Origin of the sequence: Larsenimonas suaedae (assembly GCF_023712105.1) — a bacterium.
Lineage (GTDB): Bacteria > Pseudomonadota > Gammaproteobacteria > Pseudomonadales > Halomonadaceae > Larsenimonas > Larsenimonas suaedae.
This window is the reverse complement of sequence record NZ_JAMLJI010000001.1, coordinates 606,134-619,917: the sequence shown is the minus strand read 5'-3', so window position 1 is coordinate 619,917 and position 13,784 is coordinate 606,134. Positions and strand designations below refer to the sequence as shown.

At 58.1% G+C, this 13,784-nt stretch carries 16 protein-coding genes; 13 read left to right on the top strand and 3 right to left on the bottom strand.

Features of this window, described 5'->3' with window-relative positions; all coding sequences use genetic code 11:
- Positions 1–140 precede the first annotated feature (140 nt).
- The 3 genes from yegS (at position 141) to NAT49_RS02955 (ending at position 2,131) form a co-directional block, all read left to right on the top strand.
- Entirely contained in the window at positions 141–1,037 is an 897-nt protein-coding gene (gene yegS, locus NAT49_RS02965; RefSeq protein WP_251590195.1) for a lipid kinase YegS, read from the top strand.
- 20 nt (positions 1,038–1,057) lie between these two features.
- Positions 1,058–1,516 (top strand): nucleoside deaminase, encoded by a 459-nt coding sequence (locus NAT49_RS02960; protein ID WP_251590194.1) that lies wholly within the window; start codon positions 1,058–1,060, stop codon positions 1,514–1,516.
- A gap of 153 nt (positions 1,517–1,669) precedes the next feature.
- Positions 1,670–2,131 (top strand): hypothetical protein, encoded by a 462-nt coding sequence (locus tag NAT49_RS02955; protein WP_251590193.1) that lies wholly within the window; start codon positions 1,670–1,672, stop codon positions 2,129–2,131.
- A gap of 129 nt (positions 2,132–2,260) precedes the next feature.
- Here the strand turns inward: NAT49_RS02955 and NAT49_RS02950 are convergent, their stop codons facing one another.
- A complete protein-coding gene (locus tag NAT49_RS02950; protein ID WP_251590192.1) occupies positions 2,261–2,467 on the bottom strand; it encodes a cold-shock protein in 207 nt (68 codons plus the stop codon).
- A gap of 229 nt (positions 2,468–2,696) precedes the next feature.
- Between NAT49_RS02950 and NAT49_RS02945 the strand changes: the two genes are divergently transcribed.
- The 5 genes from NAT49_RS02945 (at position 2,697) to NAT49_RS02925 (ending at position 6,072) form a co-directional block, all read left to right on the top strand.
- A complete protein-coding gene (locus tag NAT49_RS02945; protein ID WP_251590191.1) occupies positions 2,697–3,536 on the top strand; it encodes an isopenicillin N synthase family dioxygenase in 840 nt (279 codons plus the stop codon).
- Positions 3,533–3,985 (top strand): GNAT family N-acetyltransferase, encoded by a 453-nt coding sequence (locus tag NAT49_RS02940; protein WP_251590190.1) that lies wholly within the window; start codon positions 3,533–3,535, stop codon positions 3,983–3,985. Before NAT49_RS02945 ends, NAT49_RS02940 begins: the two co-directional genes overlap by 4 nt.
- 53 nt (positions 3,986–4,038) lie before the next feature.
- Positions 4,039–4,482, top strand: coding sequence for an NINE protein (locus NAT49_RS02935; RefSeq protein ID WP_251590189.1), 444 nt, complete (start codon positions 4,039–4,041; stop codon positions 4,480–4,482).
- The gene (locus tag NAT49_RS02930) at positions 4,483–5,412 is read left to right on the top strand and encodes a cation diffusion facilitator family transporter (protein WP_251590187.1); all 930 of its coding nucleotides are present in this window, start codon (positions 4,483–4,485) and stop codon (positions 5,410–5,412) included.
- A gap of 84 nt (positions 5,413–5,496) precedes the next feature.
- Positions 5,497–6,072, top strand: a complete 576-nt coding sequence (locus NAT49_RS02925; protein ID WP_251590185.1) for an exopolysaccharide biosynthesis protein — start codon at positions 5,497–5,499, stop codon at positions 6,070–6,072.
- A gap of 1 nt (position 6,073) precedes the next feature.
- Here the strand turns inward: NAT49_RS02925 and NAT49_RS02920 are convergent, their stop codons facing one another.
- A complete protein-coding gene (locus NAT49_RS02920) occupies positions 6,074–8,020 on the bottom strand; it encodes a transglycosylase SLT domain-containing protein (protein WP_251590183.1) in 1,947 nt (648 codons plus the stop codon).
- Positions 8,021–8,164: 144 nt separating this feature from the next.
- Here NAT49_RS02920 and NAT49_RS02915 point away from each other — a divergent pair, with 144 nt between their 5' ends.
- From NAT49_RS02915 to NAT49_RS02895, 5 genes are all read left to right on the top strand, one after another.
- Positions 8,165–8,491 (top strand): YkvA family protein, encoded by a 327-nt coding sequence (locus tag NAT49_RS02915; protein WP_251590181.1) that lies wholly within the window; start codon positions 8,165–8,167, stop codon positions 8,489–8,491.
- A gap of 7 nt (positions 8,492–8,498) precedes the next feature.
- Positions 8,499–9,005 (top strand): PaaI family thioesterase, encoded by a 507-nt coding sequence (locus tag NAT49_RS02910; RefSeq protein WP_251590179.1) that lies wholly within the window; start codon positions 8,499–8,501, stop codon positions 9,003–9,005.
- Positions 8,998–9,462 (top strand): PaaI family thioesterase, encoded by a 465-nt coding sequence (locus tag NAT49_RS02905; RefSeq protein WP_251590176.1) that lies wholly within the window; start codon positions 8,998–9,000, stop codon positions 9,460–9,462. Before NAT49_RS02910 ends, NAT49_RS02905 begins: the two co-directional genes overlap by 8 nt.
- A gap of 107 nt (positions 9,463–9,569) precedes the next feature.
- A complete protein-coding gene (htpG, locus tag NAT49_RS02900) occupies positions 9,570–11,450 on the top strand; it encodes a molecular chaperone HtpG (RefSeq protein ID WP_251590175.1) in 1,881 nt (626 codons plus the stop codon).
- Between the two features lie 175 nt (positions 11,451–11,625).
- A complete protein-coding gene (locus NAT49_RS02895; RefSeq protein ID WP_251590173.1) occupies positions 11,626–12,387 on the top strand; it encodes a protein bax in 762 nt (253 codons plus the stop codon).
- On the opposite strand, the gene NAT49_RS02890 is transcribed toward NAT49_RS02895, so the two are convergent.
- Positions 12,341–13,777 carry an ATP-binding protein gene (locus NAT49_RS02890; protein WP_251590172.1) on the bottom strand — a complete coding sequence of 479 codons (1,437 nt, stop codon included), beginning with the start codon at positions 13,775–13,777 and terminating at the stop codon, positions 12,341–12,343. The two genes, NAT49_RS02895 and NAT49_RS02890, sit on opposite strands and share 47 nt — an antisense overlap.
- Between the last annotated feature and the right edge of the window lie 7 nt (positions 13,778–13,784).

The window sequence follows — 13,784 nt, the reverse complement described above, 5'->3', positions numbered from 1 at the left end:
TTGTTTTTTGGTTTACAAGGTGGTGATGGGGGGTGCGATGAGATCAATGCTGATTGATGCGCTCGTACGCGCTACAGTGGAGCCATGACATGCAAAAGGATATGCACGGTGAGTGATACCGGTAGGCAAGGAGAACGAGAATGACGCTTCGTTTGCTGTTGAACGGCAAAACAGCAGGAGAGGAACCACTGCGTCAAGCGGTGAGCACCATGCGGGAGCAGGGGTATTCGCTTGACGTTCGAGTCAGCTGGGAAGGCGGTGACGTGTCCCGCTTCATTCAGGAGGCCGCCGAGGAGGGCGTGACCCGAATTATCGTGGGTGGCGGAGATGGCACCTTGAACGAGGCGGTCAACGGACTGATGCAGGTGTCCCCGGACAAGCGCCCCGAACTTGGCATTATCCCGATGGGGACCGCCAATGATTTCGCAACCGCGGCAACGCTTCCTACCGAGCCGCTTGAGGCGCTGACGCTGGCGCTAAAAGGGCATGCTCGGTCGGTGGATGTGGGCAAGCTCGATGAGCTTTTCTTTCTGAACATGCTCTCGGGTGGCTTTGGTGCCAAGATCACAACCTCGACGCCCCCGCTTTTGAAGAAGATGCTGGGCGGTGGCGCATATTCGCTGGTCGGTGCCATGCGGTTTTGGAGTTTCGAACCCTACCGCGGTGAACTGCGCTGGGATGGTGGTTCCTGCACGGTCGATGCGATGGTGCTTGCCATCGGCAATGGTCGTCAGGCGGGGGGGAGTCAGGAATTGACCCCGCACGCCCATATTGATGATGGTCTGTTGGATGTGCTGATCGTCGATACGTTCGGCTATCGCAATATCCCGGCGGTGGTCAAGGAAATGGAGGCGCTCGGCCCGGACGGACGTTTCGTGCGGTATTTCAAGACGGCCTGGGTGACGTTTGACAGTGAGCAGAAGTTTCCCCTCAACCTCGATGGCGAAGCGCATGAGGTCGATACGCTCGAGTGCTCGGTCAAGGCCGGTGCTGTCAACATCGTACTGCCCGATGACTGCCGCTTGTGCAGTCAGTGATCCGACAGCAGGGAGAAAGTATGGATGAATTCATGAAAGCCGCCCTTGACGAGGCCCGCCAGGGGTTTGAGGAAGGCGGTGTGCCCATCGGCTCGGTGCTTGTGCATCAGGGTCGGATTCTTGGCCGCGGCCGCAATCAGCGTGTTCAGAAAGGCAGCGCGGTCTTGCATGGTGAAATGAGCGCGCTCGAACATGCCGGTCGGCTTCCGGCCGAAGTCTATCGGGCGTGTACGCTCTATACCACGCTGTCACCGTGCCCGATGTGTTCCGGTGCCATCGAGCTCTACGGTATAAAGCATGTCGTGATTGGCGAGAACACCACCTTCATGGGGGCGGAGTCGGCGCTTGAGGCCAAGGGGGTTCGGCTCGAGGTGCTCAATGACCCCGAATGCATGCACCTGATGGCGCGCTTTATAGAAACGCGTCCGGATATCTGGTTTGAAGACATCGGAGAAGAGGGCGGTACGCCGCAGCGTTAAGCGTCATGGACTCGACATCGTCTAGGGTGAATGTTAGAACGATGTCCCATGTCACTCATACATTAAAGCCATAAATACGAGTGGACGGCTTCGGTCGCGCGGAACGAAGGACACATTGCATTTCGCAATTTTCATCAAGGAGTGAACGGTATCATGACAATCAAGACACTTTCTGCAGCAAGCCTTGCGTTCGTAATGGCCCTGGGTCTCAGCGCCTGTGGTGACAATGGCGACGATGCACCTGGCTCTGACCAGCAGCAAAGCCAGGAAAATGCCCAGATGCAGCAGGATGAATCCACCACCGGTACGGATTCGGGCATGTCACAGGGGTCTGATGACAGCATGCAACACGATCAGAGCATGGACACCGACTCTGGCAGCATGACAGATGGCGACATGGATTCTGAAGACACCATGGGCTCGGATGAGTCTGATGCGACCAACAGCAGCAATACCATGGAAAGCATGCAGGAAGACGACACCAGCATGGGCGAGCAGGACGACGCTGTGAAAAGCTCTGATTCAAAAGCCGGCGCAGGCGCCGATTCCTCGGCAACCATGAGCGGTGCCGAAAACGCGGAGCAGCTCAACAACAGCGGCGAAAATACCCAGTAAGGCTGAAATCGCCCTGTTTGAAAAAGCCCTGCCTGACGGTGGGGCTTTTTTTATGGCGCCTTTTTGGCCCGTGGCCATAAAAAAACCCGCTCGATGAGCGGGTTTTCTGGACCAGTCACACTAAATTGCTTAGTTGACGACCTTGATGTTCGCGGCTTGCAGGCCTTTCTTGCCTTGGGTCACTTCAAAAGACACTTTCTGTCCATCCTGCAGGGACTTGAAGCCGTCTGCCTGGATTTCGGAGAAATGTGCAAAGAGGTCATCGCCACCATCGTCTGGCGAAATGAAGCCGTAGCCTTTGGTGTCGTTGAACCATTTGACAGTGCCAGTTGCCATGTCGTTTTCCTTTCTTACTTGCTGAAGACTTCGAGCCGGGGCCCGTGTAGCGTTGGGCTTATCAGGGGAAAATAGATCGCTTGATCTATCGACACTCAGATCACGCCGAGACATCACCTGCAAACCTACAAAATCAGAATGCGTCACTCTAAAAATATCGTCAAGCTTATTTTTGGGGGTGTATGCGTTAGTATTAATGCGAATTTCAGCGACATATAAGAGAGGGTTTATGCCGGTACAAAACGTCGATTACACCAGTGTAAATGCCGCCGAACACTTCACGACTTCCCTCAGGGAAACCGGGTTCGGAGTGCTCCGTAATCATCCGCTGGACATGGATCTGGTTGAACGTATCTACGAGCAGTGGGCGCACTTTTTCAGCTCGGACGACAAGGCTCAGTGGCGTTTCGATCCAAACACTCAGGATGGCTATTTTCCGCCTGACGTTTCCGAAACCGCCAAGGGCAGCTCACAGAAGGATTTGAAAGAGTACTACCACGTCTATCCGTGGGGGAAAGTGCCGGATGCGCTCGAGCAGGATATTCGTGAGTACTACCGCCAGGCTGATGCGCTCGCCGGCGAGTTGCTCTCCTGGATAGAAGCGCACACGCCGGAAGCCGTTGCCACGCAGTACAGTCAATCGCTTTCCTCCATGATTGACGGCAGTCAGCAGACGCTTCTTCGAGTGCTCTACTATCCGCCGATCCCAAACGATGCCCCGGTGGATGCGGTGCGCGCTGCGGCCCATGAAGACATCAATCTGATTACCCTGTTGCCGGCCTCAAATGAACCCGGGCTTGAGGTTAAGGGGCGCGATGGAGAGTGGTTGCCGGTGCCAAGTGATCCGGGTCAATTGATCATCAATGTCGGCGATATGCTTCAGGAAGCGTCTCAGGGCCATTTCCCGTCGACCACCCATCGGGTCGTCAACCCCGATGGTGCATCCGCACGCCGCGCACGACTGTCGCTGCCTTTGTTTCTTCATCCCAAACCGGATGTCGTATTGTCAGAGCGCTATACTGCCGACAGTTATCTCAAGGAACGGCTCAAGGAACTAGGCGTTATATGACTGCCCATTGGCCTGCCTACTGGCGGGCCGCGACCCATCCGGCGGACGCAGAGTTCGCCTGCGCGCTCGTCAATCAGACGATGTCACCCTATTGGCGCATGCGGCACATGGCGTTCAGTCGCCGCAAGTTCATGGATCTCTGGCCCAAGATGGAGGCCGCGATCATTCAATACTCCGGCCCTCGAGACGGCTTTATCGGTTGGGACATTCAGGGGCGAGTCGGTTATCTCCGTGAGCTTCACTTGATCGAAGCGTGCCGCGGTCAGGGTCTTGGGGGGCGCGTGCTCGATGACTGGCTTGCGCTTCAGCGGAACGGGCCTGCGACAAGCGTTGAGCTCAAGGTATTCGAGAACAACCCGGCAAGGCGCCTTTATGAGCGCGCCGGGTTTCATTTCAGGCGTTATTTCGACGATCGCACCGGTTTGATCGAAATGCGCTGTACCTTATAAGCGCCCGGCTGTCACAATTGCTACCCATTTGTCCACTTTCTATGTGAACTGCAATGACTCAAGTATCCACTTCTGATAACCATGAACCTACCCACAATCTCTGGCTCGGTTATGTGCTCTGGATTTTCGGTTTCATGGGCGCGCACCGGTTCTATTACGGTAAGCCGCTGACAGGCACGCTCTGGTTTTTTACCCTGGGGCTTTTTTTCGTTGGCTGGATCATCGATCTATTGTTGATCCCATCCATGGCCCGGGAGGCGACCACGCGCTTTCGAAACGGTCGGATCAACTACTCCCTGAGCTGGCTGTTGTTGACCTTTACCGGCGTGTTTGGTCTGCACCGGTTCTATATGCGAAAGATCGTGACCGGCATTATCTATCTTCTGACCGGGGGGCTGTTCCTGCTCGGAATTCTCTATGATTTCTGGACACTCAATCAGCAGTTGAGCGAGTGCAATGCCCGCGATGACGGCAAGCGGCTCGGGAAGGATCTGTAAATGTCGGCGGAATCCAAACCTGTTATCTACGCGGCCATGGCCGGGAACCTTCTGATTGCGATCACCAAGTTCATCGCCGGGGGCATCACGGGGAGTTCCGCCATGCTGTCGGAGGGAATTCACTCGGTGGTCGATACCGGCAACCAGGTATTGTTGTTGCTTGGGATGAAGCGCGCCCAGCGGCCGCCGGATGCACAGTTTCCGTTCGGCTACGGCAAGGAAGTCTACTTCTGGAGCTTTGTGGTCGCGATGCTGATCTTCTCAATCGGCGCTGGGGTGTCGCTGTTCGAAGGTATTTCACATGTATTGAATCCCGAACCGATGACCAGCCCGATGATCAACTACATCGTGCTCGGGCTTGGCATTTTGTTCGAGGGCGCCTCGTGGGCCTTTGCGCTGCATCAGTTTCGAAAGGCCAAGGGCAAGTGGAGTTACGTTCAGGCCGTACGGCGGGGCAAGGACCCCTCGCTGTTCATGGTTGTGTTCGAGGATTCGGCCGCGCTTCTGGGGTTGGTTGTTGCCATGGCCGGTGTTGCGCTGAGTCAGTGGACCGGAAACCCGGTATTTGACGGTGCAGCCTCGATTGTCATCGGCTTGATTCTGGCGGGAACTGCCGTCTGGCTTGCGACGGAAACCAAGGGGCTTCTGATCGGTGAAAGCGCGAACTCGAATGTGGTCAGCCGCATTCGCGAGCTTGCTGAAAAGGCGCCTCTGATCGAGCGTGTGCATGAAGTGCTCACGATGCACATGGGCCCGGATTTCGTACTGGTCAACATCAGTGTTCGTTTCAAGCGAGAGGCGAGCGCCTCGGAGATCGAAGGCTGTATCGCCGACCTGGACCGCCAGATGAAGGCTGAGCACGAAAGCATCAAGCGCATGTTCATCGAAGCGGAGTCCTACCGGGGCGTGGATAGCCGGGATGAGCGTTAAACGCATATCCGTTATTGAAAAGAGACTGTCTGTCTACTGCGTGTTCATGGATAGAACGCGAGATAAACCTTTAAAGGACATAGCATGGCACAGCGCATCGAACTGACCGGGCTTTTGGAAACGCTCGATGACAACGTCGAGGGGGATGAAACGAGCCTTGGCGACATTTTGGAGATTTTCGAGGGGCGAGGGTTCGGGCCGTTGATCACGATTCCGGCCCTGATTGCCTGGCTTCCGACCGGGGCAGTGCCCGGTATTCCATCGTGTTGCGGTATCTTCATCGCGTTGATGGCCATTCAGCTGGCCATGGGCAAAAAATCCCCCTGGTTGCCGACGAGATTGAAAGAGCGGTCAATCTCGCGTGAAACACTTCAAAAAACCATCAAGAAGATCAAACCCTTTACCCGCAAGGTGGACAAGCTTTTAAAGCCACGATGTCAATGGGCGGCAAGTACCGGCGTACTGCGGGTGCTTGCTGTCTTTATTGCGCTGCTGGGCGCTGCGATGATTCCGCTTGAATTGCTGCCGTTTGCCGCTGCCGTGCCGGGGTTTACTCTGACACTGATCGGGCTTGGTATTGTTGCCCAGGATGGGGTGGCCATCCTGGGCGGCCTTGCTGTGGCCCTCGGCGGAAGCGTCTGGATCGCGACGCTTATTTGACTCAGTCGTTGCGGTGGGCCAGAAGCGCGCTGTCGTAACGTATCTGACGTTCCTGGGCGCTCATCATGGCAACATCCTGTGTGGTGCCCTTGGCAAGACTTTCGAAGATGACCTGATAGGCCAGAACCGCCTGGACGTAATCGCGGGTTTCGCGAAAGGGAATCGACTCGACGAATAGATCAAAGGGTTGATTGCCTTGCGTAAGCCAGCGGTCGACACGGCCAGGGCCTGCATTATAGGCCGCGATAGCGGCGACCCGGTTGCCGCGATACCGGTCGAGCATCGATTTGATGTAAGCGCTGCCCAACTGCACATTGGGCACGACCTGAGTCAGGCTTGCCGGCCCCTCATAAGGCAAATTCTTGCGCTTACTGACATGGCGTGCGGTGCCTGGCATAAGCTGCATCAAGCCTAACGCTCCGGCCGATGAGCGCGCTTCGGGATTGAAGGCGCTTTCGCGTCGGGCAATGCCCATCAGTAGATACGGACTGACATTGTTTTCCCGTGCCTGATGCTTGAAAAGCTCGGCGTAGGCCGGTGGGAAACGCCAGCTGAGTGCGTCCCACTGCTTGCTTCGAATGGAGGTAAATACGGCCAGGTCGAACCATTCGTGTTGAAGCGCGTAGTGGGCAAGCTCATACACGCGCTCACCCGTTGATCGGTCGATCAAATAGAACCATTCGGTTCTTGCAAGCCCGCTTTCCCCGATACGCTCGAGCGCGTTGATACGCTGGATGGCCGGCAGTTTATCGAGCTCGGCGAGTGCGTAAAGGGCCTTGTCGCGCTGGTCCTGATTCAAGTCATAGGGCCGACCGACCTTGTCAGCGGCTGCGAATCCGAAAAAGCTTCGCTGTGTGGCTGCGGCCTGATAGTGCTCGAGCGCCTGGCTCTCTTGACCAAGTGCTTGTTCGGCGCGAGCCAGCCAGTACTGCCAGCGGGCGTCGGTGCGTTGCTCGTCCGGCATCCGCTCGACCCAGCGTTTTACAATCGCCCATTGGCCACGCGCCAGCGCCGTGCGCACTCTGAGCTCAAAAAGGTCTTCCTGATTGAGTGAGGTTAGAGTGGCGTCGACCCAGTCGAAATTCTCGTCGTGATCACGAACCAGAGTATAAAAGGCGAGATCGTGTTCGATGGCCTTTCGGGTCTCAGCGGTGACAGGGGCGTTCGGGCCAAGTCGCTGCCAAAGCGTCAGTGCTGTCTGCGTGTTCTGACGGGTCAGGCTGTGAAAGGCGGCTTCGAACAGGGAGTCCAGTACCGGGCGCGAGAAGGCCTTTTGATCAACTGTCGCAATACGCTCGGGCGTCTTTGAAAGCTGTTCATAGGTCGAGGCGGCGGGCTGCCAGCTTGGGCTCAGAAGGTCGCTCAGGTAATTGGCAAGTCCGTCGTTGCCGGCTTCCCAGGCCTTGATCAGTCGAGACCAGATCTGCGCGTCACCAATGGCCCCCTGGGCTCTGAGCGCATCGAACAAGGGGTCGCAGGCGTTGTCCTGAGAGCGGCCGACGTTCCAAAGGGCGCGGCCACCGTCGATGGCTTTCTGGTTATCGATGCCAAGGTAGGCGCGGTAGAAGTAGCATTGGCGTGCGACGCCGTTGGGTGCGTTGCCGCCGCTGATCTCGCGCAGCTCGTTGAATCGACCGGCTTGGCCGTAGGCGCCGATGGCGACGTCGCGCATCCAGACGCTCAAGGGGGAATCATCGTGGGTGTCGATGAAGTGCTGGACCTGCTCGGGAGAAAGCCCGGGTAGTCTGGCTTTCAGGCGATGATAATCGATGTAGCCTGAAAGAACATGCTGATCGATACTGGCTTCGTCAATCGCCTGCCACTGATGAGCACGCGCGGCATCGAGTGCGCTTCTAAGCGCGCGATCATCGGCGTAGGCGCTGTTTGGCAACCAAAGCGAAAGCACGCCGGTCAAACAGGCGGCGGAAAGTCGAGTTAGAAATGTCACCTGAGTTCTCCTGGCGTTATGAGGAAGCGGTGGACCGCTTAGGCTGCGATAGACCGCTTTTGGGGCGCGCGGTTTCAGACTAACCTTGAAGAAAGAACCGTCAAATTTTCAACAGTGTGACTCAACCCGAATTCAGGAGATGCCATGAAAAAGGCCAAAGGCGGTATGCTTTCTCGTCTATTGGGGGGGCGGTCCCGCCTTCTCTTTCGAATCGTTCGAGCGGTCAAGACTTACGGGTTACTCCTGCGCGACTGGTGGTCAGGCAGCTATCGCCCCTTGCCCAAGCGGGCAACGGCGCTGATGGTGTTGACGCTTGTGTACATCGTGTCGCCCTTCGATCTGATTCCCGATTTCATTCTCGGCTGGGGGTGGCTCGATGATCTCTTCATCGGCGGTTGGCTGCTGACGCGGCTCGATGAGTCGCTCGAGGACTATCGACAATGGCGCGCAGCGCGCCCACGTGATGCATGAGGATTCAATGACACAGGATACGGACTGGCGCTACGCAATGACGCGCTACGTCAAGGGCATGCCTCATACCCGGGCAACGGGGCTTGAGGTCATCAAGGCTTCAAAAGGGGATGTGACAATGCGGCTGCCCTGGCAGCCGTGGTTTGCAGGCGATCTTTCCCGCGGGCTTGTGCACGGCGGTGTCATTACGATGGTGCTCGATACGCTGTGTACCGGAACGGTGTTGTGCGGGCTAGGGCGCCCTGAAATCTGCCCGACGCTTGATCTGCGTATCGATCACTACCGCCCGGCCCGTGTCGGGCATGCAATGGTCGCCAATGCCGTCATCGTCAACGTGACCGGCTCGATCGCAACCGTTGAGGGCACGCTCTGGCAGGTCAACGCGCCCGAGAAGACGATTGCCCGTGCGGTCGGAAGCTTTGCCCGTCTGCCGCCGGAGATGACCCCTCACAATTTCGAACGCCTTCTATGTGGCCGACCCACCCATTCCCACAACACCGAGTCCCATGTCTGATACCTCTTCTCTTGACTGGCTCGAGCAGAGCCGGGCAATCAACGCCCCTGATACCATCCTCGACAACATGCCCTACGCGCGCTGGCTTGGTATCGAGGTGACACGCGACGATTCCGGGCTGGTCTTTATGCTCCCGGCGCGGCGCGACATGATCGGCAACCCCTTGCTTCCGGCAATCCATGGCGGCGCCATGGGCGCGTTCATGGAAACTGCGGCCATCATCGACACCATGCTGGCCTTGAGAACGGCCAAGATGCCGAAGATCGCCAACTTCTCGATCGATTATCTGCGCGCCGGAAAGTGCCAGCCGACCTACGCCCGGTGCGAACTGGTTCGAGAAGGCAAACGGTTGGCCAATCTCCGGGTGCATGCCTGGCAGGCCTCGGAAGACCGGCTGGTTGCCACCGCCCGACTTCACTGCGTATTGGCCGAGCTCGATCAGACGTCGATACGCTAGTGTCGATGTCAAAGGCTTGAAAAAGTGTTGGGTATCCCCCATCTAGCTCGCAGCTGGTGCCCGAACGTCGGGCACGGTCCTTGTTGATTGAGCTGAGGAAGGGATAAATGACGACAGCGACCGACGAACAGACACTTGGGTTCCAAACCGAGGTCAAACAGCTTCTGAATCTGATGATTCATTCGCTGTACTCCAACCGCGAGATTTTCCTGCGCGAGCTGGTCTCCAACGCAGCCGATGCCTGCGACAAGCTTCGCTACGCCGCGCTCAATAACGACGCGCTGTATGAAAACGACGCCGAGCTTCGCGTCGAGATCGAGCACGACGCCGAGGCCGGCACGGTCACCATCCGTGACAACGGCATCGGCATGAATCGTGACGATGTGATCTCGAACCTCGGAACGATCGCGCGTTCGGGCACCGCTGAATTCATGCAGCAGCTCTCCGGCGAGCAGCAAAAGGACGCCAAGCTGATTGGTCAGTTCGGGGTCGGTTTCTATTCGGCGTTTATCGTCGCCGATGAGGTGACCGTGCGTACCCGCAAGGCAGGCGATGAGCTGGGCGAGGGCGTTGAGTGGCAGTCTCGCGGTGAAGGCGAATTCACGATCTCAACCATCGAGCGCGACCGTCACGGCACTGAAATCGTGCTGAGCCTCAAAAGCGATGCCACCGAATTCGCCGACGATCAGCGCCTCAAGTCGCTGGTACGCAAGTACTCCGACCACATCGATATCCCGGTTCGAATGCCGACGACCCAGGAAGACGAGAGCGGCGAGACCACCGTCAGCTGGGAAACCGTCAATGAGGCGCAGGCGCTGTGGGTCAAGCCCAAGAGCGAGATCAGCGACGACGAGTACAAGGGCTTCTACAAGCACGTCGCCCACGATTTCACTGACCCGCTGACCTGGAGCCACAACAAGGTCGAGGGCAAGCTCGAATACACCAGTCTTCTGTACGTGCCGAGCCGAGCGCCGTTCGATCTGTATCAGCGCGACGGGGCCCGCGGCCTGAAACTCTATGTTCAGCGCGTATTCATCATGGACGACGCCGAGCAGTTCCTGCCGCTGTACCTGCGTTTCGTCAAGGGCGTGGTCGATTCCAATGATCTGTCGCTCAACGTCTCGCGTGAGATTTTGCAGCAGGACCCGAAGGTCGAGTCGATCAAGAGCGCGCTCACCAAGCGTGGCCTCGACATGCTCAAGAAGCTTGCCAAGGACCCTGAAAGCTATCAGAGCTTCTGGACCCAGTTTGGTGAGGTTCTGAAGGAAGGCCCGGGCGAAGACTACGCCAACCGCGAGAAGATCGCCTCGCTTCTGCGCTTTTCATCGACCCATACCGACGCCGCGACGCAGGATCAATCGCTTGACGATTACATCGCGCGCATGAAGGAAGGGCAGCAGAAGATCTACTACGTGATTGCCGACGGTTTCAACGCGGCTAAAAATTCGCCCCACCTCGAAATCTTTCGCAAGAAAGGTCTCGAAGTTCTGCTGCTATCCGACCGTATCGACGAGTGGCTGATGAACCACCTGACCGAATACGACGGCAAGCAGATGGTCGATGTGGCCAAGGGTGACCTGGATCTGGGCGACGTCGAAGACGAAGCCGAGAAGCAGGCCCAGCAGGAGAGCGCCAAGGAGAAGGAAGGGCTGGTCGGGCGTCTCAAGACCACGCTTGAGTCACGCGTTCAGGACGTTCGTGTTACCCACCGCCTGACCGATTCGCCGGCCTGTGTCGTACTGCCGGAGCATGAGATGGGCTATCAGATGCGGCGTCTGATGGAAGCGGCCGGCCAGCCGGTTCCGGACGTCAAACCGATTCTCGAGATCAATCCGGATCACCCGTTGATCAATCGACTCGATCGCGAGCAGGATGGTTTCGACGGGTTCGCCGAGGTCATCCTCGATCAGGCGATCATCGCCGAAGGCGGTCATCTGGACGACCCGGCTGCCTACGTCAAGCGCTTGAACACCTTGCTTGCTAACTGATGGCCGCGTCGTAACGCGTTATGAAGAGCCCGCTTTCGAGCGGGCTTTTTTGTGCCGATTGCGCCTTTTCTGCATGCCGGCCGTTCAGCGCAAGCCTCATGCCCTGATAAGCCAAGTTGCAAATTGGGCGACGTGCTAGTGTCGCTCGCCCACATCATTGCACCTTGCGACTTTCATGATTTTACTGTTTCGAACTGCGTTTCTTGCGGCGCTGTGCCTGGGGCACGCGCTCTTTCTGTCCCTCGCCCATGGCGCCGATACCCGTCATGGTGCGTCCATGCCGGATCTTCGAGAGGTTGCCCCCGGCCCGGAACGCAAGGCCGCGTTTTTCGAGCTGATCATGCCACTGGTCAACGGCGCCAATGCACGTATCGAACGCGAGCGCGCCTGGCTTACCTCACTTCGGGAGCAAAAAAACCTGTCCAGGCTCGAGCGGCAGCGTCTGACTCAGCTGTGCGCCCGCTATCGGCTTGAGTGCGAGGAGTCGATCCCCTGGGCTGCACTTGAGCAGCGTGTCGATACGCTGCCGGTGGAGCTGGTGGTGAGTCAGGCGATTCTGGAGTCGGGCTGGGGCACCTCACGGCTTGCCCGCCGCGGCAACAATCTTTTCGGCATGCGCTGTTTCGGCAAGGAGTGTGGCATTCAGCAATTGGGCAGTGCCCGACGGTTTCAAACCTTTCAAAGCGTCGGGGCTGCCGTCGAGGCCTACATTCTCAACCTCAATACCCATCCGGCCTACGCAACGCTTAGACGCCTTCGCGCCGAGGCCGGCGCCGATGAGCGGGTGCCCACCGGAGCCGGTCTGATTCCTGGGCTGACCCGATACTCAACGCGCGGCATCGGCTATCTACACGCGCTGCGACAGATTCTGGTGGACAACCAGCGCGCGATCACTCAGTACCGGCAGGTGCAGAGTCCGCAAATGGCGGCCAACTGACGCGTGCGATCAACCCGCCCTCGGGGCGGTTGATGAACGAAAGCCGGGCGTTCTGACGCAGCGCCAGTGTATTGACGATGGAAAGCCCGAGGCCGGTGCCGGCCATGTGCTGATGGTTTTGACGATAGAAGCGCTCGGTCAAACGATCGAGGTTTTCCTCGGGCACGCCCGGGCCTTCATCGATCACTTCAAGCGTTGGCTCGTCGTCGACTGTCTTGAGCACCAGCATGATCACGGCGCCTTCCGGGCTGTAACGCAGCGCGTTATCCAGTAGGTTCCTGATCAATACCCCCAGTTCCGTCGCCTCGCCGCAGACCTTGAGCGCGGTATCACCTTCGATGGCAAGCTGTTGCCCTCGCGTCTCCGCCACCGGCCAGAGCTCGCTTGAAAGCTGCGCCGCCAGTGGATAGAGCGCGACGTGCTCACGCGTGGGGGCGCTGCTGCGTTCGAGCCTTGCAAGCGTCAGAAGCTGTTCGACCACGCGCTGCAACCGCTCGATGCCCTGATAGGCCTTGCCGAGCGAGGCCTTTTCACCCACCGGATCGGTGCGGGCGTTTTGAAGGTGAATCTTGAGGCTGGCAAGCGGCGTGCGAAGCTCATGGGCTGCGTCTGAGGTAAATCGACGTTCGCGCTCAAGCGTCGTCTTGAGGTGCGCGATAAACGCGTTGATGGCGTCTCGCAACGGGACAAGCTCCAGGGGGACGTCCTCATTGATGGGGTCGAGCGCCTTGTGGTGGCGCCGGCCGACCTGACTGGACAGACGGTCGAGTGGGCGCAGCCCCCGAAGCACCAGGGCACCGATGATCAGCGCCAGAAGCGGAATCGCGATCAGATAAGGAATGGTGTTGCTGAGTGCGATCTTGCCGGCAAGCTCCTGTTCGAACGCCTTGCGAAGGCCCACCGAGATCCAGCCGCGCCCCTCACCGAGTCTCATGCTGAATACCCGCCAGTCCTGCTCGTCGTACGTCTGCCAGCGAAACCCGGTTTCGGTAGGCGCTGGAAAGGCGCCGTTGTCGTGCCATTCGCCGTCAAGCACCCGAGGCGTGCCGTTGGGGCCCCAGAAGCCAACAGAGATCATGCGCTCTTCGTGAAAGTAACGAACGGCCTGGTCGGCCCGGTCATCGATCGGCGCCGCAACGCCATCGTCTGAGAAGTACCGTCCCGGATGGTCGGGCTGATCGAGCCGGCGAGCCAGAGCCTGGTAATGTTGTTCGTTAAGGGTGGTGTCGTTCAGCCCGGCGATGATGCGTGCGAACTTCGCAAGCTCGGCATCGAACATTTCATCCATTTCATGCTGACTGGTGAAATAGGCGGCGGTAATCGCAAGCCCCGCTCCGAGCAGCAAGGCAAGCGTGATGGTCCAGAGCAGGTAGCGTTTGATGGAGCGCATGAGGGTC

Coding starts and splice junctions, on each gene's coding strand:
- yegS (WP_251590195.1), top strand. CDS start 141: ATGACGCTTCGTTTGCTGTTGAACGGCAAAACAGCAGGAGAGGAACCA.
- NAT49_RS02960 (WP_251590194.1), top strand. CDS start 1,058: ATGGATGAATTCATGAAAGCCGCCCTTGACGAGGCCCGCCAGGGGTTT.
- NAT49_RS02955 (WP_251590193.1), top strand. CDS start 1,670: ATGACAATCAAGACACTTTCTGCAGCAAGCCTTGCGTTCGTAATGGCC.
- NAT49_RS02950 (WP_251590192.1), bottom strand. CDS start 2,467: ATGGCAACTGGCACTGTCAAATGGTTCAACGACACCAAAGGCTACGGC.
- NAT49_RS02945 (WP_251590191.1), top strand. CDS start 2,697: ATGCCGGTACAAAACGTCGATTACACCAGTGTAAATGCCGCCGAACAC.
- NAT49_RS02940 (WP_251590190.1), top strand. CDS start 3,533: ATGACTGCCCATTGGCCTGCCTACTGGCGGGCCGCGACCCATCCGGCG.
- NAT49_RS02935 (WP_251590189.1), top strand. CDS start 4,039: ATGACTCAAGTATCCACTTCTGATAACCATGAACCTACCCACAATCTC.
- NAT49_RS02930 (WP_251590187.1), top strand. CDS start 4,483: ATGTCGGCGGAATCCAAACCTGTTATCTACGCGGCCATGGCCGGGAAC.
- NAT49_RS02925 (WP_251590185.1), top strand. CDS start 5,497: ATGGCACAGCGCATCGAACTGACCGGGCTTTTGGAAACGCTCGATGAC.
- NAT49_RS02915 (WP_251590181.1), top strand. CDS start 8,165: ATGAAAAAGGCCAAAGGCGGTATGCTTTCTCGTCTATTGGGGGGGCGG.
- NAT49_RS02910 (WP_251590179.1), top strand. CDS start 8,499: ATGACACAGGATACGGACTGGCGCTACGCAATGACGCGCTACGTCAAG.
- NAT49_RS02905 (WP_251590176.1), top strand. CDS start 8,998: ATGTCTGATACCTCTTCTCTTGACTGGCTCGAGCAGAGCCGGGCAATC.
- htpG (WP_251590175.1), top strand. CDS start 9,570: ATGACGACAGCGACCGACGAACAGACACTTGGGTTCCAAACCGAGGTC.
- NAT49_RS02895 (WP_251590173.1), top strand. CDS start 11,626: ATGATTTTACTGTTTCGAACTGCGTTTCTTGCGGCGCTGTGCCTGGGG.
- NAT49_RS02890 (WP_251590172.1), bottom strand. CDS start 13,777: ATGCGCTCCATCAAACGCTACCTGCTCTGGACCATCACGCTTGCCTTG.